This window comes from Burkholderia sp. Bp8998 (assembly GCF_003854235.1).
GTDB lineage: Bacteria > Pseudomonadota > Gammaproteobacteria > Burkholderiales > Burkholderiaceae > Burkholderia.
On the sequence record NZ_QTQF01000035.1, the window covers coordinates 1 to 22,786 of the forward strand.

Annotated in this window: 20 protein-coding genes; 8 read left to right on the plus strand and 12 right to left on the minus strand. The window is 67.1% G+C overall.

All coding sequences use genetic code 11. The features are described from left to right. Positions 1-323: TerC family protein (locus DIE06_RS28350; RefSeq protein WP_409364520.1), on the minus strand; the 323-nt coding region annotated here is incomplete at its 3' end. 108 nt (positions 324-431) lie between these two features. Here DIE06_RS28350 and DIE06_RS28355 point away from each other — a divergent pair. After that, a complete protein-coding gene (locus DIE06_RS28355) occupies positions 432-1,325 on the plus strand; it encodes a LysR family transcriptional regulator (RefSeq protein ID WP_124664243.1) in 894 nt (297 codons plus the stop codon). Between the two features lie 138 nt (positions 1,326-1,463). Next, positions 1,464-2,555, plus strand: a complete 1,092-nt coding sequence (locus DIE06_RS28360; RefSeq protein WP_124664244.1) for a DUF2242 domain-containing protein — start codon at positions 1,464-1,466, stop codon at positions 2,553-2,555. A 61-nt stretch (positions 2,556-2,616) separates the two neighbouring features. Here DIE06_RS28360 and DIE06_RS28365 read toward each other — a convergent pair whose 3' ends face one another. Then, positions 2,617-3,537, minus strand: coding sequence for a pyridoxal-phosphate dependent enzyme (locus DIE06_RS28365; RefSeq protein ID WP_124664245.1), 921 nt, complete (start codon positions 3,535-3,537; stop codon positions 2,617-2,619). 171 nt (positions 3,538-3,708) lie between these two features. On the opposite strand from DIE06_RS28365, the gene DIE06_RS28370 reads away from it, so the two are divergent. Continuing rightward, on the plus strand, positions 3,709-4,620 hold the full coding sequence (locus DIE06_RS28370; protein ID WP_124664246.1) for a LysR family transcriptional regulator: 912 nt from the start codon (positions 3,709-3,711) through the stop codon (positions 4,618-4,620). A gap of 498 nt (positions 4,621-5,118) precedes the next feature. After that, positions 5,119-6,324 carry an MFS transporter gene (locus tag DIE06_RS28375; RefSeq protein WP_124664247.1) on the plus strand — a complete coding sequence of 402 codons (1,206 nt, stop codon included), beginning with the start codon at positions 5,119-5,121 and terminating at the stop codon, positions 6,322-6,324. A gap of 72 nt (positions 6,325-6,396) precedes the next feature. On the opposite strand, the gene DIE06_RS28380 is transcribed toward DIE06_RS28375, so the two are convergent. The 4 genes from DIE06_RS28380 to DIE06_RS39610 all read right to left on the minus strand — a co-directional run bounded on the left by DIE06_RS28380 (position 6,397) and on the right by DIE06_RS39610 (position 10,973). Next, positions 6,397-7,467, minus strand: coding sequence for a porin (locus tag DIE06_RS28380; protein ID WP_124664248.1), 1,071 nt, complete (start codon positions 7,465-7,467; stop codon positions 6,397-6,399). Positions 7,468-7,632: 165 nt separating this feature from the next. After that, the gene (locus tag DIE06_RS28385) at positions 7,633-9,063 is read right to left on the minus strand and encodes a cytosine permease (protein ID WP_124664249.1); all 1,431 of its coding nucleotides are present in this window, start codon (positions 9,061-9,063) and stop codon (positions 7,633-7,635) included. Between the two features lie 305 nt (positions 9,064-9,368). After that, positions 9,369-10,046, minus strand: a complete 678-nt coding sequence (locus tag DIE06_RS28395) for an SOS response-associated peptidase family protein (RefSeq protein ID WP_124664299.1) — start codon at positions 10,044-10,046, stop codon at positions 9,369-9,371. Between the two features lie 216 nt (positions 10,047-10,262). After that, complete coding sequence (locus tag DIE06_RS39610; protein ID WP_409364521.1) at positions 10,263-10,973, minus strand: NAD-dependent dehydratase; 711 nt, start codon at positions 10,971-10,973, stop codon at positions 10,263-10,265. On the opposite strand from DIE06_RS39610, the gene DIE06_RS28405 reads away from it, so the two are divergent. Continuing rightward, positions 10,863-11,231, plus strand: coding sequence for an alpha/beta fold hydrolase (locus DIE06_RS28405; RefSeq protein WP_260433799.1), 369 nt, complete (start codon positions 10,863-10,865; stop codon positions 11,229-11,231). The genes DIE06_RS39610 and DIE06_RS28405 overlap by 111 nt on opposite strands. Positions 11,232-11,314: 83 nt before the next feature. Here the strand turns inward: DIE06_RS28405 and lpdA are convergent, their stop codons facing one another. The 6 genes from lpdA to DIE06_RS28435 form a co-directional block, all read right to left on the minus strand. Then, positions 11,315-12,706 carry a dihydrolipoyl dehydrogenase gene (lpdA, locus tag DIE06_RS28410; RefSeq protein ID WP_124664250.1) on the minus strand — a complete coding sequence of 464 codons (1,392 nt, stop codon included), beginning with the start codon at positions 12,704-12,706 and terminating at the stop codon, positions 11,315-11,317. 5 nt (positions 12,707-12,711) lie between these two features. Continuing rightward, positions 12,712-14,067: a dihydrolipoamide acetyltransferase family protein gene (locus tag DIE06_RS28415; protein WP_124664251.1), complete on the minus strand. Its 1,356-nt coding sequence runs from the start codon at positions 14,065-14,067 to the stop codon at positions 12,712-12,714. Position 14,068: 1 nt separating this feature from the next. Further along, on the minus strand, positions 14,069-15,112 hold the full coding sequence (locus DIE06_RS28420; RefSeq protein WP_124664252.1) for an alpha-ketoacid dehydrogenase subunit beta: 1,044 nt from the start codon (positions 15,110-15,112) through the stop codon (positions 14,069-14,071). A gap of 2 nt (positions 15,113-15,114) precedes the next feature. After that, positions 15,115-16,347, minus strand: coding sequence for a 3-methyl-2-oxobutanoate dehydrogenase (2-methylpropanoyl-transferring) subunit alpha (locus tag DIE06_RS28425; protein WP_124664253.1), 1,233 nt, complete (start codon positions 16,345-16,347; stop codon positions 15,115-15,117). Positions 16,348-16,750: 403 nt separating this feature from the next. Then, positions 16,751-17,377, minus strand: a complete 627-nt coding sequence (locus DIE06_RS28430; RefSeq protein WP_124664254.1) for a flavin reductase family protein — start codon at positions 17,375-17,377, stop codon at positions 16,751-16,753. Positions 17,378-17,736: 359 nt separating this feature from the next. Next, positions 17,737-18,747: a lipase family protein gene (locus tag DIE06_RS28435; protein ID WP_260433800.1), complete on the minus strand. Its 1,011-nt coding sequence runs from the start codon at positions 18,745-18,747 to the stop codon at positions 17,737-17,739. Positions 18,748-19,207: 460 nt separating this feature from the next. On the opposite strand from DIE06_RS28435, the gene DIE06_RS28440 reads away from it, so the two are divergent. The 3 genes from DIE06_RS28440 to DIE06_RS28450 all read left to right on the plus strand — a co-directional run bounded on the left by DIE06_RS28440 (position 19,208) and on the right by DIE06_RS28450 (position 22,785). Then, positions 19,208-19,765, plus strand: coding sequence for a hypothetical protein (locus tag DIE06_RS28440; protein ID WP_124664256.1), 558 nt, complete (start codon positions 19,208-19,210; stop codon positions 19,763-19,765). Positions 19,766-20,666: 901 nt separating this feature from the next. After that, entirely contained in the window at positions 20,667-21,692 is a 1,026-nt protein-coding gene (locus tag DIE06_RS28445) for a substrate-binding domain-containing protein (RefSeq protein ID WP_124664257.1), read from the plus strand. A gap of 64 nt (positions 21,693-21,756) precedes the next feature. After that, positions 21,757-22,785 carry an ABC transporter substrate-binding protein gene (locus tag DIE06_RS28450; protein ID WP_124664258.1) on the plus strand — a complete coding sequence of 343 codons (1,029 nt, stop codon included), beginning with the start codon at positions 21,757-21,759 and terminating at the stop codon, positions 22,783-22,785. Position 22,786: the final 1 nt, after the last annotated feature.

A 22,786-nucleotide genomic window follows, 5' to 3' on the forward strand; every position in this document is an offset into this window, starting at 1 on the left:
TCGGTGGTCGCCTTCCACACGAGGAACAGGCCGCCCGACAGCAGGATCAGGTCGCGCCACGAGAACGCGTGATCGAACAGCGTGAACACCGGTTCGGTCAGACTTGCAATCCATGCGACGCTGCCGAGCAGCGCGAGGCGCATCACGAGCGCGAGCGCGATACCGAGGCGCTGCGTGCGGGCGCGCTGCGCCTCGGGCAGCTTGTTGCTGAGGATCGAGATGAAGATCAGGTTGTCGATGCCGAGCACGACTTCCATCACGACGAGCGTCAGGAGCGCGGCCCAGACGGCGGGGTCGGCGGCAAGCGTCAGCAGGTAGTCCATGAAAAAGGCCGATTCGAATGTGGAAAGCCCGATGATAGGCACGCCACGACTTCGAAAAAATCAGAGAGAATCTGATCTTTGGTTCGGTTTTTCCGAAATACTGATCCGATGCTGAATTTTCGCCATCTGTACTATTTCTGGGTCGTCGTGAAGGAAGGCGGCTTCGCGCGCGCCGCGGAGCGGCTCGACATGGCCGTGCAGACGATCAGCGCGCAGGTCCGCGAACTGGAGAAGTCGCTCGGCCACCAGTTGCTGCGCCCGGCCGGGCGCGGCATCGCGATGACCGATGCCGGGCAGGCCGCGTATGCGCGTGCGGAGGTCATCTTCGAGATGGGCCGGCTGATTCCCGACGAAGTGCGCGCGGCGGCCAGCCAGCCGACCGTGCGGCTCGCGGTCGGCCTCGCGGACGGAATCTCGAAGCTCGCCGCGCATGCGATCCTCGCGCCGGTGCTCGACACGCCCACGCTGCGGCTGCTCTGCCACGAGGGCGAGCACGATGCGCTGCTCGCGGAACTGGCACTGCATCATCTCGATCTCGTGCTGGCCGGCCAGGGTGCGCCGTCGGGGTCGAATCTGCGCGTGACGAGCGAGCGGCTCGTCGCGTCGCCGGTCGACTGGTACGGGCCTGCGGCGCTCGTCACGCCGGCCGCGCGGCAGCGCTTTCCGGCGTGCCTCGCCGAACTGCCGGTGCTGCTGCCGACCGCCCATTCGGCGCTGCGCGCGCGCCTCGACCGGTGGCTGGAACGGGAACGGATCGTGCCGCGCGTGGCCGGGGAATTCGAGGACAGCGCGTTGATGGCCGTGTTCGCGGCGCGCGGCCTCGGCGTGTTTCCGCTGAGCGAACTCGGCGCGAACGACGCATCGGTGTTGCGCGGGCTGCGCCGGCTCGGCCGGGCGGGCGACGTGACCGAGGAGATCCATGCGATCCGCTCGCGGCGCGGCGAACACCATCCGCTGGCGTCGCAATTGCTCGCCGCCGCGCGGCCGGCGCCGGCCGGCTGAAGCGAGCGCGACATCAAACGAAACTATAATGACGCCCCGGCCATACGAGATTGCCACGCGCATCGCACCGGCCCCGCCGCTGCGTGCGCTGCGCCCGCAGCCCCGCGCGACATCTCGCCGAGCCTTTTGAAAGACGCCATGCACAATCGATTTCGCCTGTTTTCCGTTTCGTGCGCGCTCGCGGCCGCGGCCGTGCTGGCGGCGTGCTCGTCGCCGCCCAAGCCGATCTATCAGCAGGAGCAGTTCGACGCGACGAGCAGCCCGTACGCGCACACGTTCCGCTCGAAATCCGACGCGGCCTGCGAGGCCGCGCGCCGCGCGCTGCTGAGCCAGGGCTATGTCGTGTCGTCGTCGCGCAACGATGCGGTCGACGGCAGCAAGAATTTCCAGCCGAGCAACGACATGCACGTCGTGATCGAGTTTCACGTCGTGTGCGCGGACGCGAATGCCGACGGCTCGTCGAGCATCGCCTACGTGAACGCGGTGCAGGATCGCTATACGCTGAAGAAGTCGAATACGTCGGCGAGCGTCGGGCTCAGCGTGTTCGGTTCGCTGTCGCTGCCGATCGGGTCGAGCGACGACGCGCTCGTGAAGACCGCGAGCGAGACGATTCCCGCCGGCGTGTTCTACGAGCGCTTCTTCAATCTCGTCGAGCATTTCCTGAAGATCGATCCGGCCCGCCGCGATCGCGCGACCGTGAAGGCGGCCGAGAAGGAGCCCGTCACGCCGCTACCCGAACCGGCGCCTACGCCGCAGGGCGAGCCGATGAAGATGACGACGCCCGTCGTGCCGACGCCGCCGGCCGCGCCGGTGCCGCTGTCGGTGCCGAGCGTCGCACCGACTCCGGGCACGCCGGTCGTGCCGGCCGTGCCTGCCGCGGCATCGGCCGTGGTCGCGCCGGGGGTGATGCGGGCCGGCGTGTCGGGCGCGGCGGCGGGTTCGGTTCCGGGTTCGGCTTCGGTGCCAGCTTCGGCCTCGACGCCTGCTGCAGCCTCGGTGGCTGCTCCGGCTTCGGCACCCGCCGCTGCGTCGACGCAGGCTGCATCGACACCTGCAACTGCCGCGCCGGCTGCTGCAACGTCGGCATCGGCCACGCCTGCGCCGGCGGCATCCGCACCTGCCCCCTCGAACGCCGCTCCCACGTCGGCGGGCAAGGCGCCTGCGCCCGCTGCGGCCGATCCCGTCGCGTCGTCCGCACCGACCGGTGCCAGCGTGCCGTCCGCGAACTGACCGCGACCCTCTCTTCGCGCCGTGCGCCCCTCGCGCGCGGCGCGCCACGCCCGCTGGCGCGTTACCGCAACGTCGCGCTCAGCGTCTGCAGTTGCTCGACCGTCGCCGTCACGCCGCCGCACACGATCACCGCGATGTCCGACGCCGAAGCAAGCACCGGCACCGGTTGTTCGAGCGCGGCCAGCGCAGCACCGCACGCCGGCTCGACGACGATCCGGTGCTCGTCCAGGAACCGCAGCGACGCAGCCACCGCCTGCGCATCCGACACCACGACCGGATGGATCGCGTGCCGCTTCGCCCATTCGACCGCCGCGTCGCACGGCCGCTTCGCGCCGAGCGACGTCGCGATGCTCGTGATCGCCGGCAATTCGACCGGATGCCCGTGCGCGACCGAGCGCGCGTAACTGTCGGCGCCCTCCGTCTCGACCGCGACGACCGGCACGTCGTGCCAGCCATTGCGCGCGAGCCCCTCGAGCACGCCGCACAGCAGCCCGCCGCCGCCGACCGCGAGCACCACCACGTCGGGCTTCGGGCCGGTCGCCGCCATCTCGTCGATCATCGTCGCGTGCCCCTGCCACAGCATGGGGTCGTCGAACGGATGCACGAACGCATCGTGCGCGCCGACGGCAGACAACGCGAATGCGTTCGCCTCGGCCCAGCTCGCGCCGTGCACGACCACTTCCGCGCCCTCGACGCGGATCAGCTCGCGCGCGCGGGCCGACGCGGTTTCCGGCACGACGACGAGCACCGGCACGCCGAGTTCGCGGCCGCAATACGCGACCGCGATGCCCGCATTGCCGCCCGATGACGACACGAACCGGCGCGCGCCGGCCGCGTGCCGGGCTTCGCACACCGCGCCGATGCCGCGCAATTTGAACGAGCCGGACGGCTGCAGCGCATCGAGCTTCAGCCGGATGTTCGTGCCGAGGCGGCGCGATGCGATGTGCGAACGGATATACGGGGTCTGGACATGAAGCGGCATGGTGCGGGACACGATCGGGACAAAGGAAACACGCGCGGCCTGTCTGCAGGCCCGGCAACGGAGACCATCGTACGGCACACCCATCATGCTTTCCAATACCATCGAATGGCACTTGCTATGCTTGACAGGCATATCCATCGAATCAGGGCCGAAAACCGGAGCCGACACCGCATGCGCCAGATCGAACTGCGTCACCTGCGTTATTTCGTGGCCGTCGCGCAAGCCGGCAGCGTGATGGCCGGCGCCCGCGCGGCCGGCATCGTCCAGCCGGCGCTGTCGCGTCAGATCCGCGAGCTCGAGGACGCGATCGGCACGCCGCTGCTGATCCGCCGCGCGACCGGCGTCACGCTCACGGCGGCCGGCGCGAGTTTCCTGCAGGATGCGACCGGCCTGCTCGCGACGTTGCAGGACAGCCGCGAACGCGCGTTGCGCAGCGCGGCCGGCCAGCTCGGCGAACTGCGGCTCGGCGCGCTGCCGAACTGCCTGCCGCTGCCGGTCGTCGCGAACGTGCTGAAGGCGTTTCGCGACGCATGTCCGGACGTGAAGCTGTCGATCGCGCCGATGCTGTCGGCCGAACAGGCGGCGGCGCTGATGCGCGGCCAGCTCGACGGCGGCATCATGGCGTGGCGCCGCGACGAGGCGCCGCATCTGTCGGGCGTGCGGCTGCTGAGCGACCGCTTCGTGCTCGCGATGCCCGCGCCGCCCGGCGGCCGCTTCCTCGCACCGCGCACGCTCGCCGACGTCGCGCACGAACCGTTCGTCTGGTTCGACGCGCATCGCTCCGCCGCGCACCACCGCTTCCTGATGGCGCAGTGCGAACGGGCCGGCTTCACGCCGCGCATCGCGCAGGTCGGCAGCGACATCCCGACGCTGATCGGTCTCGTCGCGGCCGGCATGGGCTGCGCATTCGTGCCGGAAAGCGCGTCGCCGACGTGCCCGCGCACGGTCCGGCTCGTCGCGCTCGACGAACTCGCGAGCCGCTTCGACATCGAGTTCGTGTTCGACGGCGCGGCGGCGCCGGCTTCTCCTGTCGTCGCGCGGTTTCTCGAGGCCGTGCGCGATGCGGCCGGCGACACGGACTGACCGACAGCCCGGCGTGCACGATCCGCGCGCCGGCGACGGATTCCACGGCATCGCCTGGCCGCGGATCCGGCCGCTTGCGTGGTCGCTTCGGATGGCGACCACCTTCGCTGCCATCGCAAACTAAACATCCGGTCGAGCGCACGAAAAATCTTTCAAAGCGATGACAATCGGCGCTGCCGCGTCGGTATTTTTAAATTGACACCCAAAACGGCCGTTTAACGTCATTTCGAATCGTTATGCCCGGAAATATACTGCGCCCGCATCCAACCCTCGTGCCAAAGAGAGGATGCCTTTCCACCCCGGTCACGGCCCCCTGTGACCGGGGTTTTTTTGGGGGCCGCGAGCCGCGTACGCATGCCACCCCGATCGCGCATTATTGACATGCAATCAAGATAATTTCGTTCCAGCGCGGCTTTTTCCGCAAAAGTCATGCAGGCACACTTCACCCTGTCCAAAACGGCCCGGCGCCGTTGCCCAACCCTGACAGGAGCGCATCGCGTGAGCACCACGACTTCTTCTCCTTCCCACCCCGGCGGCAGCGCCGCGCTGCCGCTGCTGGCGCTCGCCGCCGGTGCGTTCGGCATCGGCACGACCGAGTTCTCGCCGATGGGCCTGCTGCCCGTGATCGCCGACGGCGTGCATGTGTCGATTCCGCAGGCCGGCATGCTGATCAGCGCGTATGCGATCGGCGTGATGGTCGGCGCGCCGCTGATGACGCTGCTGCTCGCGCGCTGGTCGCGCCGCTCGGCGCTGATCGCGCTGATGTCGATCTTCACGATCGGCAACCTGCTGTCGGCCGTCGCGCCGGACTACACGACGCTGCTGCTCGCGCGGCTCGTCACGAGCCTCAACCACGGCGCGTTCTTCGGGCTCGGCTCGGTGGTCGCGGCCAGCCTGGTGCCGCGTGAAAAGCAGGCCAGCGCGGTCGCGACGATGTTCATGGGGCTTACGATCGCGAACGTCGGCGGCGTGCCGGCCGCGACCTGGCTCGGCCAGATGATCGGCTGGCGCATGTCGTTCGCGGCCACCGCGGCGCTCGGCGTGATCGCGATCGCCGGCCTGTTCGCCGCGCTGCCGAAGGGCACGGCCGGCAAGATGCCGAACCTGCGTGCCGAACTGTCGGTGCTGACGCGCCCGGTCGTGCTCGGCGCGCTCGGGACCACGGTGCTCGGCGCCGGCGCGATGTTCACGCTGTACACGTATGTCGCGCCGACGCTCGAACACCTGACCGGTGCGACGCCCGGCTTCGTCACCGCGATGCTCGTGCTGATCGGCGTCGGCTTCTCGATCGGCAACATCTCCGGCGGCCGCCTCGCCGACCGCTCGCTCGACGGCACGCTGATCGGCTTCCTGGTGCTGCTGATCGTCACGATGGCCGCATTCCCGCTGTTCGCCCGCACGCATGCCGGTGCCGCGGTCGCGCTGCTGGTCTGGGGCGTCGCGACGTTCGCGGTGGTCCCGCCGCTGCAGATGCGCGTGATGCGTGCCGCACACGAAGCGCCGGGCCTCGCGTCGGCCGTCAACATCGGCGCGTTCAACCTCGGCAACGCAGTCGGCGCGGCAGCTGGCGGCGCGGCGATCTCGGCCGGCTTCGGCTACGCGGCGGTGCCGCTCGTCGGCGGATTGATCGCCGCGGCCGGGCTCGCGCTGGTCGCGCTGCAGATGGTCCAGCGCCGCGGCGCGCCGGTCGGGCTGGGGATGTAGGCGCGCGATGCGCGCATCCGCGAAAGGAAGGAAGCAGGCGCCGGTTCATGCAGCCCGGCGCCCGATGCATCGTCAGAAGCGATGCACGATGCCGAGCTGCACGCCGCGCGCGTTCGCGCCCGGATACGCGAGCGGCAGGCCCGGGTTCGCCGCGCCCGCGAGCGTGTAGCCGGCCTGGTTGCGGTTGCGCAGGTACGACAGCGCGCCGTAGAAGCTCGTGCGTTTCGACAAGTCGTATTCGTACATCAGCCCGAACTGGTCGGCGTTGTCGCCTTGCGACGTCTGGTCGTGCAGGTACGCATAGCCGAGCGCGACGTAGTTCGCCGGGTTGAGCTGGTACTTGACCGACAGCCCGTACACACGCGAATCGATGCCGAGGTCGGCCCACTTCACCGCGGAGAAGCCGCCGTATACGGTCGCCTTGCCGATCGCGTACGATGCGCCGGCCATGATCGTGCGATCGGTCGTGGTCGCCGTCGCGTTCTTCAGCCACTGGCTCGCGACGAACGCCGCGAACGGCCCGTGCTCGTAGGTCACGTCGAACTGCTGGCTCGAGCCCGCCGAGCGCGCCCCGCCCGCGTCGCCGAACCCGACATACACCCCCGCCTGGAAGCCGGCGATCTCGGGGCTCTGGTACGACAGCGTGTTGCTCGTGCGGAACGCAAACACGGTCAGGTTGTCCATGCCGGACGCCTGCGTGACGCCGCCGAACGCGTCCTGCCCGCCCTGGTCGTTGAACAGCGGCGAATTCTGGCGGCCCGCGCGCACCTTGCCCCACTGCCCGGCGATGCCCACCCACGCCTGGCGATTGAACATGCTGCCCGAACTGGCGAGCGAACCGTCGTTCGGATTGAAGCCGTTCTCGAGCGCGAACTCGATCTTCTGGCCGCCGCCGATGTCCTCGCCACCCTTCATCCCGAAGCGGCTGCCCCACTGGCCGCCCGAGCCGATCGCCGCCGTATAGCCGTTGCCGGTGTTCACGTACTGCGCGAACTCGTCGATCACGCCGTACAGCGTGACACCGTCCTGCGCGAGCGCGACGCCGGACCCACCCAGGCATGCGGCCGCGACGGCCATGCGAAGGCCGGCATGCGCCGATCGCGCCCGGGAACGATTGCCTCGTGCGTTCATTTGCTTAGTCATACTATTCAATTGAAGGAGAATGGAACGATGCCGGGCATGGTGGTCTGCCATGCCGGCATCGCGGATAACGAAGGTGATCTACAACGCGGCTGCCGGTCGCGCCGGACTCGGCGCGGCGTGCCGCTCAGGCCGGCCGCGGGCCGGCCCGACGGGCGACGCGACGCGTCAGTGCTGAGCCTCGCCGCGTTCGAGCGGCAGGATCAGGCGCTCGGGGATGCTGCGTCGCGATGCACGCGCGCCGACGTAGTACAGCACGGCCGGCACGACAAGGCCGAGGATCCACGAGATGTCGGTGCCGCCGAGCGCGTCGACAAGCGGGCCCGTGTAGATGTGCGTCGATATGAACGGCAGCTGCACCAGGATGCCGGCCACGTAGATCGTGATCGCCATCACGTTCCAGCGGCCATAGCGACCGTCCGGATCGGACAGCGCCGGCACGTCGTAGCGCGAGCGCGTGAAGCAGTAGTAGTCGACCAGGTTGATCGCGCTCCACGGCGTGAAGAACGCGAGCAGGAACAGGATGAACGCGGTGAATTCCTTCAGGAACGAATGGCGGCCGGCGAGCGCGATCAGCGTCGACACGCAGATCATCCCGAAGATGTACACGAGACGGCTGCGCGACGACACCGCGCCCTTGCCGCGGAAACCGCTGACGATCGTCGCCATCGACATGAAGCTGCCATAGGCGTTGAGCGCGGTCACCGTCACCTTGCCGAACGCGATGCTGAAATACAGCAGGGCCGCCACGGCGCCCGTCGAGCCGAGGCCGACGATGTACGACACCTCGTGGTGCGCGAACTGGCTGCCGGCGAGTGCGGCCGCGAACACGCCGAACACCATCGCCGCCTGCGCGCCGATCACCGAGCCGAGGCCGACCGCGAGGAACGTGGCGACCGACGACGTCGAGCGTGGCAGGTAGCGCGAATAGTCGGCGACGTACGGGCCGAACGCGATCTGCCACGACGCGGACAGCGACATCGACAGCAGGAAGCTCGCGAGCGAGAAGTGCTTGTTCGCGAGCAGCGCGCCGACGTCGTGGTTCGCGAACAGCTGCGTGAACATGTAGACGAACGCGACGATGCCGATCACGCTCGCGACCCGGCCGACGAAGTGGATCGCGCGATAGCCGAACACCGTCAGCACGACGATCACGGCCGCGAACAGCAGGATGCCGGCCGCGTCGTCGACGTGCAGCAGTTGCGCGACGGCCTGCCCGGCGAGCACCGAGCCGCTGGCGGAAAAGCCGATGTACATCAGGCACACGAGCACGATCGGGATCATCGCGCCGTAGACGCCGAACTGCACGCGGCTCGAGATCATCTGCGGCAAGCCGAGCTGCGGCCCCTGCGCGCCGTGCAGCGCCATCACCGCGCCGCCGACGAGCTGGCCGAGCAGCAGCGCAACCAGCGACCAGAACACGTCGCCGCCGAGCACGACCGCGAGCGCCCCCGTGACGATGGCCGTGATCTGCATGTTCGCCGACAGCCACAGCGTGAACTGGCTCAGCAGGCCGCCGTGGCGTTCGGCGTCGGGAATGAAATCGATCGAGCGTACCTCGATCAGACCGCCGGCTTTTCCACTGGGATTCGTTGACACGGGAAAATCTCCAAGATACTGAGGATCACAAATGGTTTGGACGAGACAGGAAACGTGCCGAGCCGCCCTTTCGGCTCGTCGGGTGCGGTGCGCCGTGGATCGCCGGCATGCGCCAGGCACGCACGGTCTGCACGCTGGCGCGCAACCGGCACGACGTGTGCCGACGTTGCCAGCGGATCATCTTGTATATACAACTTGGGTGATATCCGTGATTACCCGATGTCCGGCAATTTTCGAAATCGTCTGAACAAGCGGGACGCGTCCGACCCGCGGAGTCGCCGGTTGGGCGTAGGAAAAATGAAAGCTCAGGTGCCGGCGGGCAGTTCCTGAGCGGGCGCGGCGAGCATGTCGCCGGCAGGCACGAGATTCAGCATGTGCCGCGCAACCTCGACGTCGCGCGTGTGCAGCCATGCGTCGTAGTCGTCGCGGCGCAGGATCACGACGCCCCGCTTCTCGTCGCCGGGCCGATGCATGCGCGCGAACACGGGGTGATGGTCGGCATTGACCGTGAGCATCGTCATGCCGATCCGCTCGCGGCCGTCGATGGCTTCGTAGCGCCGCCAGATGCCGGCGACGCAGTACGGCTCCCAGCTGCCGACGCCGATCCGGTACCACACGTTGCGGCCCGTCTCGTAGCACGGCTCGAAGATCCAGCGCACCGGAATCAGGCAACGCTGGCCATTGCGCCATGCGTTGGCGTAGAGCCGCGACGAACCGACCGTTTCCGCGCGCGCATTCACCGTATCGAGCTTCTTTCTTTTGCGCCCGTTCTCGTCGAGACGCTCGGGCTGCATGAACTTCGGCCAGAAGCCGAACACCGCGCTGACGACCGCGAGACCGTCGCCGTCGGCACGCGCGACGGGCGCCGCGTAATCGGGATACACGTCGGGTTCCCATGGATCGCGACGAAACAGATCGCCGATGCCGATCTTGAGCTCGCTGATGCCCGGGTCTTCATCGGGGGCGCGGTAGTGGGTGCACACGGTTCGGCTGACGAGGGACACGATGTCTTCATCGTAGGTCAGCACGCGCGCGACGTCCCGCCTTCGCCTGATATGACGAAACCGTCTTGCGCGCACCCGGTCCGACGCATCAGGATCGCGCCGCCGGCGTCGTCCGGCGTTCCGGTCTCGCGCGCCCTGCCGCGCAGTGCGATGCAGCCGTCCGCGTCGTCGGCAACGGCGCGGCGGTGGACCGGTTCAGGCGAGCCGCTCCGAGCCGATGACATGCACGCCCGGGCGCGCCTCGAGCGCGGCGTCGAGCAGCGCGCGGGCAATGCGCGGCGCGGGATTCATTCGCCACTTCCGCGGCCACAGCGGCCCGGCGACGCCCAGCGCCAGCACCAGCATCCGTTCGCCGAACCGGAATTCGTCGCGGCTGCCGCCGATCAGGCCCGGCCGCACGCAGGTGAGCGATGCGAACCCGATGCCCGCGAGCGCACGCTCGACCTCGCCCTTCACGCGGTTGTAGAAGATGCGCGATGCCGGGTCCGCGCCGAGCGCGGAATTCAGCACGTAGGTCGGCGTGCCGGACCGGTGCGCGAGACGCGCGACCGCGAGCGGATAGTCGTGATCGACGCGGCGGAATGCGGCCTGCGAGCCCGCGACGTGCATCGTGGTGCCGAGCGTGCAGATCACCGCGTCGGCCTGCCACCAGTCGGCCGACCGGGTGCGGCCGGTGAATCCGCGTGGAATCGACACGATGAACGCTTCGCGCGGGCGGGTCAACGGCAACCCGCGCCCGCCCGCTCTGCGCCCTCTTCCTGCAGCCTGCGCTTCAGCGGCCCGTACGGGATCGTGATGACCGAGGTCGCGCGCGGCGCACTGGTGCGCTACGACGACTGGGTGCGCGCCGGCAGCGACCTGATCGACGCGGAGCGCGCGAAGGACGATCGCCCCAACATGTCGTATCGGCCGGCGCTGGAGCCGGAAGATTTTCGCGTCTGCCCGATCCTGCTCACGCAACCGGCCGCGGACCGCTGGACGCCGCGCCACCTGAGCGAACCGTTCCTCGCCCGGATCCGCAACGTGCCGGTCAAGGTGGTAATGCTCGACAACGCGGGCCACTATCCGCTCGAACAGCCGGGGCTTGCGCAGATGGTCGAGGCGATCGATGCGTTCTATCGCGACGTGACGGCCCGGCCCGCTCGCGCGCGGGTGCCGTCGTGACCTCTCGCGGTGACGGGCCGCCCATGCATGAAGAGCCCCGCCGCCGCGGGGCTTCGTTCGGCGATGGATGCCGGCACGGCAGCTCACACGTGCAACGCATGCCCCAGCGCGCGCAACGCCGCCTCCTGCATCGCTTCGCCGAGCGTCGGATGCGCGTGGATCGTGCCGCCGATGTCCTCGAGCCGCGCTCTCATCTCGAGCGACTGCGAGAACGCCGCGGCCAGCTCCGACACGCCGCGCCCGACCGCCTGCCAGCCGACGATCAGGTGCGTGTCGCGCCGCGCGACGACGCGCACGAAACCGTCGGTCGCCTGCAGCGTCATCGCGCGCCCGTTCGCCGCGAACGGGAACGACGCGCCGATGCAGTCGACGCCGGCCGCCTTCGCGTCGTCAGGCGACCAGCCGGACGTGACGACCTCGGGATCGGTGAAGCATACGGCAGGGATCGACGCCGGCGTGAACTTGCGCCGCCGTCCCGCGATCAGCTCGGCCACCATCTCGCCCTGCGCCATCGCGCGATGCGCGAGCATCGGCTCGCCGGCGACGTCGCCGATCGCCCACACGTTGCGCATCGACGTCCGGCATGCGTCGTCGATGCGCAGCGCGCGGCCGTTGCGATCGAGCGGCAGCGATTCGAGCCCGAAGCCGTCGACGCGCGGCCGGCGGCCGACCGCGACCAGCACGCGATCGGCCGGCAGCGTCTTCTCCGTGCCGTCGGGTGCCTGCACGCGCACCGCGCCGTCGTTCGCGAGGCCCAGCACCGTGTGGCCCAGCCATAGCCCGACGCCGGGCCGCGCGAGCGATTCGGCGACCGGCTTCGCGAGTTCCGCGTCGTACGCGGGCAGCACGCGCTCCGCCGCCTCGACGATGGCGATGTCGACGCCGAGCTTGCGATAGACGGTGCCGAGTTCGAGCCCGATGTACCCGGCGCCGACGACGACCAGCCGCTTCGGCAACGACGCGGGCGACAGCGCCTCGGTCGACGATACGACGTGACCGCCGAACGGCATCGACGGCAGCGCGACCGGTTCCGAGCCCGTCGCGAGCAACAGGTGCTCGCACGCGATCCGCGTCGTGTGGTCGCCGGATACGACGTCGACCGTCTTGCCGTCGACGACGCGCGCGTCGCCGTGCAGCACGCGCACGCCGTGCTTCTTCAGCAGCGCGCCGACGCCGCGGGTGAGCCGCTCGACGATGCCGTCCTTCCATGCGACGCTTTTCGCGATGTCGATCTCCGGCGTGCGCACGCGAATCCCGAGCGTCCCCTCGCCGGCCTGCCCGCACGCCTGCTCGAACGCATCGGCGACATGAATCAGCGCCTTCGACGGAATGCAGCCGATGTTCAGGCACGTGCCGCCGAGCCGTTCGCGCTCGACGAGCACCGTCGGAATGCCGAGTTGTCCCGCGCGAATCGCGGCGACGTAACCGCCCGGACCGCCGCCGATGACGAGCAACGTGGTGTGTTCGTTCCTCATCGCGCTCACTCCGCGAACAGCAGCGCCGGGCGCTCGAGCAAGCCGCGCACGGCCTGGATGAACTCGGCCGCGTCCGCGCCGTCGACGACGCGATGGTCGAACGACGACGACAGGTTCATCATCTTGCGCGCGACGATCGCGCCGTCGCGGATCATCGGCCGCTCGACGATCCGGTTCACGCCGACGATGCCGACCTCGGGATGGTTGATGACCGGTGTCGACACGATGCCGCCGAGCGCGCCGAGGCTCGAGATCGTGATCGTCGAGCCGGTCAGCTCGTCGCGCTGCGCACGGTTCGCGCGCACCGCGTCGGCGAGCCGAGCGATTTCCGCCGAGATCGACCACACGTCGCGCGCTTCCGCGTGACGCAGCACCGGCACCGTGAGGCCGCCGTCCGTCTGCGTCGCGACACCCATGTGCACCGCGCCGTAACGCGTGACGACACCGGTTTCGTCGTCGTAGCGCGCGTTGATCTGCGGGAAGTCGCGCAGCGCGATCACCATCGCGCGGATCAGCAGCGGCAGCGGCGTGAGCCGGCCGCGCGTGTCGCCGTGGCGTCGGTTCAGCTCGGCGCGCAGCGATTCGAGCTCGGTGACGTCGATCTCCTCGACGTAGGTGAAGTGCGGAATGCGGCGCTTCGCTTCCTGCATCTTGCGCGCGATCGCACGGCGCAGGCCGATCACCGGCACCTCGGTTGCATCGTTGCGCTCGTCGTAGCCGTGCGCTTGCGATCCACGCGCCGCGCCGCCGCCCGTGCGTGCATACGCATCGAGGTCCGCATGCAGGATCCGCCCGGCTTCGCCGGTGCCGCGCACGTAGCGCAGCTCGATGCCCATGTCCCATGCGCGCTGGCGCACCGCCGGCGAGGCGAGCGGCCGTTCGCCCGGCGCGAGTGCCGCGCGCGGCGGCACCGCATCTTCCGCGCGACGCGGCTCGGCCGGCGCGCGGTCGGCAGCGTGACGTGTTGCCTTCGACGGCTCGTGCGCTTCGGCTGCGTCGGCTGCTACCGCTGCCTCGGTGACTTTGGATGACTTGGCAGGCGCATCGACCGCCGCTGGACTCGGCGCCCTATCCGCGTCTGAATCACGCGCCTTCGCGCCCGGCTTCAGGTTGCCGTCGCCCTCGACTTCGAGACGGATCAGCTCGCTGCCGACCGCCATCATCTCGCCGATCCGGCCGCCGAGCTCCAGCACCTTGCCCGCCACCGGCGACGGAATCTCCACCGCCGCCTTGTCGGTCATCACATCGGCGAGCGGCTGGTCTTCGGCGATCGTCTGCCCCGGTTGCACGTGCCAGGCGACCAGCTCGACCTCGGCGATCCCTTCGCCGATATCCGGCATCTTGATGACATGAATCCCCATCTCAGGCCTCCATCACGCGTCGCAACGCTTCGCCAACCCGGGCCGGGCCGGGGAAATACGCCCATTCCTGCGCGTGCGGATACGGCGTGTCCCAGCCCGTCGTCCGCTCGACCGGTGCTTCCAGATGGTAGAAGCAGTGCTCCTGGACGAGCGACACCAGTTCCGCGCCGTAGCCGCAGGTGCGCGTCGCTTCGTGCACCACCACGCAGCGGCCGGTCTTGCGCACCGACGCGACGATCGTATCGAGATCGACCGGCCACAGCGTGCGCAGGTCGATCACTTCCGCATCGATGCCGGTCTCCTCGGCGGCAGCCAGCGACACGTGGACGGTCGTGCCGTACGTCAGCACCGTCACGTCGTTGCCGGGTCGCACGACGGCGGCCGTATCGAGCGGCACCGTGTAATAGCCTTCCGGCACCACACTGCCCGGATGCTTGAGCCACGACGTGACCGGACGCTCGTGATGGCCGTCGAACGGCCCGTTGTACAGGCGCTTCGGCTCGAGGAAGATCACCGGATCGTCGTTCTCGATCGACGCGATCAGAAGCCCTTTCGCGTCGTACGGATTCGACGGCATCACCGTGCGCAATCCGCAAACCTGCGTGAACATCGCCTCCGGGCTCTGGCTGTGCGTCTGGCCGCCGTAGATGCCGCCGCCGCACGGCATCCGGATCGTCATCGGCGCGGTGAACTGGCCCGCCGAGCGATAGCGCAGCCGTGCGCCTTCCGACACGATCTGGTCGGACGCCGGGTAGAAGTAATCCGCGAACTGGATCTCGCAGACCGGCCGCAATCCATACGCGCCCATCCCGACCGCGGCGCCGACGATCCCGCCTTCCGAGATCGGCGCATCGAACACGCGCGACTTGCCGTACTTGGCCTGCAGGCCCTCGGTGCAGCGGAACACGCCGCCGAAGTAGCCGACGTCCTGCCCGAACACGACCACGTCGTCGTCGCGGCCGAGCATCACGTCCATCGCGGAACGCAGCGCCTGGATCATCGTCATCGGCTGCGCCGATGCCGTCGTTGTTTCATGTTGCGCCATGATCACGCTCCCAGTTCCTGGCGCTGGCGGCGCAGGTGCGCGGGCAGCTCCTTGTACACATCGTCGAACATCGACGCCGGCGACGGAATCCGGTCGTCGGCCAGCGTCCCGAACGTCTCCGCTTCCTTCTGCGCGGCGATCACCTCGGCTTCGAGTTCGGCCGTGAGCGCGTCGTGCGCGCTGTCGGACCAGATGCCCTTCGCGATCAGGTGCTGCTTGAAGCGGGCGATCGGGTCGCCGAGCGGAAAGTGCGCCCAGTCGTCGGCCGGCCGGTATTTCGTCGGATCGTCCGACGTCGAATGCGCGCCGGCGCGATAGGTGACCCATTCGATCAGCGTCGGGCCGAGATTGCGGCGCGCGCGTTCGGCCGCCCAGCTCGAAGCCGCGTAGATCGCGAGGAAGTCGTTGCCGTCGACGCGCAGCGAAGCGATGCCGCAGCCGACGCCGCGCCCGGCGAACGTCGTCCCCTCGCCGCCCGCGATCGCCTGGAACGTCGAGATCGCCCACTGGTTGTTGACGACGTTCAGTACGACCGGCGCGCGATACACGTGCGCGAACGTCAGCGCGGTGTGGAAGTCGGCTTCCGCGGTCGCGCCGTCGCCGATCCAGGCGGACGAGATCTTCGTGTCGCCCTTGATCGCCGACGCCATCGCCCAGCCGACCGCCTGGATGAACTGCGTCGCGAGGTTGCCGGAGATCGAGAAGAAGCCGGCTTCGCGGTCCGAGTACATGACCGGGAGCTGGCGCCCCTTCAGCGGATCGCCTTCGTTCGACATCAGCTGGCAGATCATCCGTTCGAGCGGCACGTCGCGCGCGATCAGGATGCTTTGCTGGCGGTAGGTCGGAAAGCACATGTCGCCGTGGCGCAGCGCCATCGCATGCGCGGCGCCGATCGCCTCCTCGCCGAGGCTCACCATGTAGAAGGAGATTTTCTTCTGACGCTGCGCGATCATCATGCGCGCGTCGAAGATGCGGGTCTTCAGCATCGCGCGCATCCCGGCGATCAGACGCGCATCGTCGAGGTCCGGTGCCCACGGGCCGAGTGCCTGGCCGTGGTCGTCGAGCACGCGCACGAGGCTGCGGGCGAGATGGGCGGTATCCGCCGGGGCGACGTCGATCGGCGGGCGGCGAACGGCACCGGCCGGCGATAGATGCAGATAGGAAAAATCCGTCTTGCAGCCCGGACGCCCGGTGGGCTCCGGCACATGCAGACGCAATGGCTCTGACAGGCTCATCGTGTCGTCTCCACGCTCGATTGTGTCTCACGCTGATGGAAACGCGCGGCCGGTTGCCGGCTCACGCGCGGGCTGGCGCACGGATAAGCACGCCAACCTTGGGAATTTATGCCTCATGGCGCGAGACGTCGATGCCCAACCCGCTCGTTCAGGGTGAGCAGATTTGCCATGGCGGGTGGCGACGGGCGATCAGTGCTGTCGGTGGGGTGAATGCACGTCGCGTGTGCTGCGATGCATCAACGGACGGTGAAGCGTGCGTATCGAGGCCGGACGGATCAGGGCGTCCCGGTCATGTCGGAGGAGACGAAGCAAAAGACCCCGCGAAATCCTGGATCCCGGCGGGGTCTCGGCGCGGCCGGGCGCTTCAGCGACCGCTTGCCGGGGCGCCCCGGCATACGACGAATCACGCGTCGGGGCGCGCGATGTCGAAGCGGCTGTCGGGCGTGACGTGCACGTAGGCCGACGGGCCGCCCGCGCGAAGAATGATGCCCGCCCCGAACGTGTCGAAGATGCCGTCCTTCAGCAGGTCGTGACGGATATGCACGGCGACGACTTCGCCCAGTACCAGCGTGGCCGGCGTGTCGACGCCGTGGTGATCGCGCAGCCGGATCACGTCGGTCACCTTGCATTCGAAGTTGACGCCGCTTTCCGCCACGCGCGGCACGTTGACGAGGCGCGACGGAAGCGCGGTCAGGCCGCCGAGTTCGAATTCGTTCACGTCGTACGGCACGGCAGCGCAAGTCTGGTTCATCCGGTCGGCGAGATCGCGCGTCGCGAGATTCCAGACGAACTCGCCGGTCTCCTGCACGTTGCGCAGGCTGTCCTTCGCGGCCGTGCTCGAAAAGCCGATGATCGGCGGACGATAGTTGAACGCATTGAAGAAGCTGTACGGCGCGAGGTTGAGCGTGCCGTCGCTGCCGCGGGAGGAAATCCAGCCGATCGGGCGCGGGCCGATGATCGCGTTCAATGGGTCGTGCGGCAGGCCGTGGCCTTGCGCGGGTTCGTAGTAGTGGTGGGTGGAGTTGTGCATGCGGCGTGGCGTTGCGGCGGGCAACATCTGTTTGAGGGAATCGTGCCCCGATAGTAAACGAAGCGCTCATTGTGCCCGCACGGCAATGAAGCCACGTCCTGTTCGGCATGCTCGTGACGGCATTATTTCCCGCCTCGACTCCGCGCCCGGCGCCTGACGGAAACACATATCTCCGAGTCGTCCTCGTGCGAACCGGGTCGGGTCCTGCAGGAACGCGCATAAGAAAGCCCGCCGAAGCGGGCTTTAACATTGCGGGTCGTTGCATCCAGCGGGTTTTGCTTCGTACTGCTTCCCGCTTGCGCGTTACGCTTGGCTCGGCCTTGTCCGCGTTCATACGCGGCCCAAGACACGTGCAACCATCACCGATTGACTGGAGACGCCACTTCCCCGGGGCCCGGCCCGGGGATGTCTATGTCGGACAAGGCCATATCAAGGCAGGTCATGTATTCGTAGATATGCTGATAGCCAACCTGCGTCTGGAAATCCCGAATGTGTTTATTCACCGTCCCGTCAAGCCGGTACTGTGTCGCCGGTGTGACGGATTCTGAAAGATCGGACGTTCCCCATTGCGCGTAATCCAGGGACTTGGTAGCAAGGGAAACCGCATCGACGGCAAGCTTCGTATCTAATGGGGTGTCAAGGCCCGCATCGCTGTAGACATCCTTCACATGCAGAATGCTGTCCGCATTCCAAGCCATCGGAACGATATCCCGCGTATTGAATACGCGCACCGCATGGGCCCGCATTTGCGCATTGAAATAGTCGGCGAATACCGCATTGCCTGCTGTCGGGCCGGCGAATGTCTGGCAGTTGTACGTGTGGGCCTGCAAGCCACTCTGATTCTTCAGGTACAACACGATCGCGGAGGCCAGGGCGCCTCCGAGGCTGTGCCCGATAACATTGACTACCGACGATGGCTGCACGGTCCTCAGGAAGTCGGCAAGCTTCTGCTGACTTGAATCTGGCGTGCTCAGTACGTTGAATAGCGCTCCGTTGGTACCGGCCGATATGCGTGCGTCGGGCGGGCAGTCCGGCACATACGCGCTGAATGGTTCAAGGGTCCGATACGAAAAGTCGCCCATGAGGTCGAGCGGAGATTCGAAATCGGTGCCGCTTGTCACCACTGAATATTCGCCGCTGCCGGTCGATTGCAAGACGGCAGTGACATTGGCGGCATAGCCATTCAGATCCAATACGATGGCGGGCCCCCAAACAATTGCGAACTGATCGTTCCGGGTCATCCGCGATCCGTTCAGGCGATCCACGATGATCTTTTTGACCTGCGAGACAGTTGGATGCCGGATTTCGTGCCCGAATTTATCCGTTGCTGCGTTGTTAAGCACATAGGCCAACGTGAGATTGACCTGCATTTGCTGGAGTCTGCTGGATGTCATGGTTCGTCGCCTCGTCGTCGCGCTGCGGAAGGGAATTATTGCGAATAAGGCCAGATCGTGACCCCTCGCGCCGATGCGAATGCAATTGGACGCGCAACGGAGATTCTTGAAACCCAAGAGGTCAGGCTCGCAATAATCACTCAAATGATGGCGCACGCAGTACAGCGGAACAACCTGTCGAAATTGGCAGGTGCGATCAATCCGTTTCGACACTGTCGGACGCGCGCAAAAGCCGCCCCTATTTTCCCGCGCGATAATTCAACACCCCCCATCGTCGATCGCTGTTTCAAATAATTGCATCGCCATCGAGATATTTTCGATAAGCGAATAAATTGAATTCGACACATAACACACCTATTACGTCTGAAGAATTTTCGACTAGAATTCGAACCGACGTGGCCACGTCGAACATCGTGTGACAACTCGGAGAACAACGATGGCAGACTACGTGAAGTATGGCGATGTTATTCGACTCACCAACGGCTACGGAGGCAACTGGAAAGGCGGCTTCCTCGGTGTGGGCGGAGCTTCCCATGTTGATGGGGGCCTGGATTACGTGGGAACGGTTTCATCTCTCAGCGGAAACGAAACTGCAACACAATGGATTATTGCGTCCCCGCTCAACCAAAAACCCAAGGGGCAAAACGTCCTGAGTTGTGACCAGATTCTTCTTCAGAGCGTCAAGGACAATAGCTATCTCGCCCTATTCAATAACAACGCAAGTAACGGCCAAAATCTCGACGTCGCCACATTAGGTGGCCTGGTCGGCGTCGGATCCGTCGCTTGGCACATTTTCATTCGCTCAAACGCCCAGAACGATCCGAAACTGATTACTGAAGACCAGCTCTATTTGCTGAATTCCTTCAATAATGGCGCCGGATTCCTGGATACGCGGGGCGAAGGGCAATCCGGCTTCCTGTACAACGTCTCGGCTTCGTTGCTGGTAGATCGTGAAGGAGCCGGTAGCGGGGCATGGATGATCACGCGCGGTTAGGCGTCGAGCCTCGGTCCCGTTTGCAACGGCATTGGGGCTGAGGCGCCATTCTGGCGGTACCGCAACCTGGCTTCAACGGCGATGCTCGGCGGGGACTTGCTACAACCGACGGTGGAGTTGGCGGGTGACCGTGCCGGAGGCCAAAGCCCTGGCCGTTCCGATATTGATGACGGCGTGCGCGACGGCCTGGCCCGTGCCATCCGACCCAGCCGAACTTCGACGAACTTGAATGTGGTGCCGGGGACCGGACTCGAACCGGCAAGCCAATCAAGGCGGCGGATTTTCGTCACACTGCTTCTTTCAAAGCCGGCGCCGTCGAAACGACGCCGTTCGTGCGCTGGACTATGCCTTCGCCGTCGCGCGCGGGCGTGATCGCCGCCCGTGCGCCTTAGGCGCCCCCCGTCTAGTCTCTACACCTTCCTCGTTGTAGCGATAGCTGTACCGCGAGGCTTGGCTCGGCGTTGCCTCGACGCGCGGTGCGTGTCAGGGGTTTCACCGAATTTGAAGGGTTCTGCACCGGCCGTTTCCGGCCGGGCACTCAATCGTTTAAGTCCGCTATGTTTACCAATTTCATCACCCCGGCAAAAGGGCGGACGCGATTCTACCATTGCTTGCACATGCGTTAGCTGATTCCGGCGCGGTATATCGCGACGCGGCATGTCTGCATACGCCATCTTCGCCCGAATTGATACGCCGCGATCGACATCGACGCGACGCCTCCAGCGATTTCGTCCCGCGCTGCAGCATCCGCCGCTACAATCGATTCCACCCCGCTCGCCGGGCGCCAAACGTCTGATGTTTGTATCGTACTTTTTGCGAAACAAACATCCCGTGCGTCATCGCGAAGTCACAAACGTTTTCGATAATTTCCCTGCCGAAAACGTTTACATCGCGTAACTTCATGACCCCGACCATCAAGGACGTCGCCGCGCTCGCCGGCTTCTCGATCGCCACCGTCTCGCGCGCGATCAACGCGCCGCATACCGTCAGCCCCGCGACGCTGGCGACGATCCGGACCGCCATCGATACGCTGCAATTCCGCCCGAGCCCGCTCGGCCGGCAGTTGCGCGGCGAGCGCACGCGCCTCGTCGGCGTCGTCGTGCCGACGCTGTCGAACCCGGTGTTCGCCGACTGCCTGCAGGGCATCGACGAACTCGCGACCGCGGCCGGCTTCAAGCTGATCCTGATGACGACCGAATACGACGAAGCGCGCGAGCGCCACGCGATCGAGACGTTGCGCGAGCAGCGCGTCGAAGGGCTGATCCTGACCGTCGCCGATGCGGACACGCATCCGCTGCTCGACATGCTCGACCACGACGGCCTGCACTACGTGCTGATGCACAACGACACGCAACGCCGCCCGTCGGTGTCGGTCGACAACCGCCGCGCCGCCTACGACGGCGTCCGCCTGCTGACCGCGCGCGGCCATCGCCGCGTGCTGATGCTGGCCGGCTCGCTCGCCGCGTCGGATCGCGCCCGCCAGCGTCATCTCGGCTACGCGCAGGCACTCGAGGAAGCCGGTGTCGCGACGCTGCCGCCGGTCGAAGTCGACTTCAACGCGACCGAACTGCCCGATGCGGTGCTCGCGCACCTCACCGCGCAAGCCACGCGCCCGACCGCCCTCTTCTGCAGCAACGACCTGCTCGCGATGGTCGTGATGCGCGGCCTGCGCCGCGCGGGCTTCTCGATTCCCGACGACCTGTCGGTGCTCGGCTTCGACGGCATCGCGATCGGCGAGCTGCTCGCGCCGCCGCTCGCGAGCGTCGCGACGCCGAACCAGGACATCGGCCGCCATGCATGGCGGCGCCTCGTCGAATGCATCGGCGGCGCGACGATCGAGCGCACGTCGCTGATCCTGCCGCACACGGTGCGCGACGGTGCGACCGTCGCGTCGCCGGCCGCCGACCTGCAGTTGCGCCACGCCTGAACGCACGCGCCGCGCCATCGTGCGCGGCGCGGCGAGATACCCACACCCCGCCCGGAGATCCACCGTGTCCTTTCGCCTGACCTCGCTGCTGCGCGTGCTCGCAGCACCCGTCGCCTGCGCCGCGCTCGTCGCGTTCGCACCTGCCGCCCATGCTGACGAAACCGCGATCTGCTACAACTGCCCGCCCGAATGGGCCGACTGGGCCGCGCAGATCGCGGCGATCAAGCAGAAGACCGGCATCCGCGTGCCGTTCGACAACAAGAACTCGGGCCAGGCGATCGCGCAACTGATCGCCGAACAGAAGAGCCCGGTCGCCGACGTCGTCTATCTCGGCGTGTCGTCCGCATTCCAGGCGAAGGACAAGGGCGTGATCGCGCCGTACAAGCCCGCGCACTGGAACGACATCCCCGCGAACCTGAAGGACCCGCAAGGCTACTGGTTCGCGATCCACTCGGGCACGCTCGGCTTCTTCGTGAACAAGGACGCGCTCGACGGCAAGCCGGTGCCGCGCTCGTGGTCCGACCTGCTGAAGCCCGAATACAAGGGCATGGTCGGCTACCTCGATCCGTCGAGCGCGTTCGTCGGCTATGCGGGCGCGGTCGCCGTCAACCAGGCGCTCGGCGGCAGCCTCGACGACTTCAAGCCGGGGCTCGACTGGTTCCGCAAGCTGAAGGCGAACGCACCGATCGTGCCGAAGCAGACCGCGTATGCGCGCGTGCTGTCCGGCGAGATTCCGATCCTGCTCGACTACGACTTCGATGCGTATCGCGCGAAGTACAAGGATCACGCGAACGTCGAGTTCGTGATTCCGAAGGAAGGCACGATCGCGGTGCCCTATGTGATGAGCCTCGTGAAGGGCGCGCCGCACGATGCGAACGGCAGGAAGGTGCTCGACTTCGTGCTGTCCGACGAAGGCCAGAAGCTGTGGGCCAACGCGTACCTGCGTCCGGTGCGCGCGCAGACGCTCGGTGCCGACGTCGCCGCGAAGTTCCTGCCGGCGAGCGAATACGCCCGGGCGAAACCGGTCGACTTCGGCAAGATGGCGGCCGGCCAGCAAGCGTTCGGCCAGCAGTACCTGCAGGTGATGCAGTAAG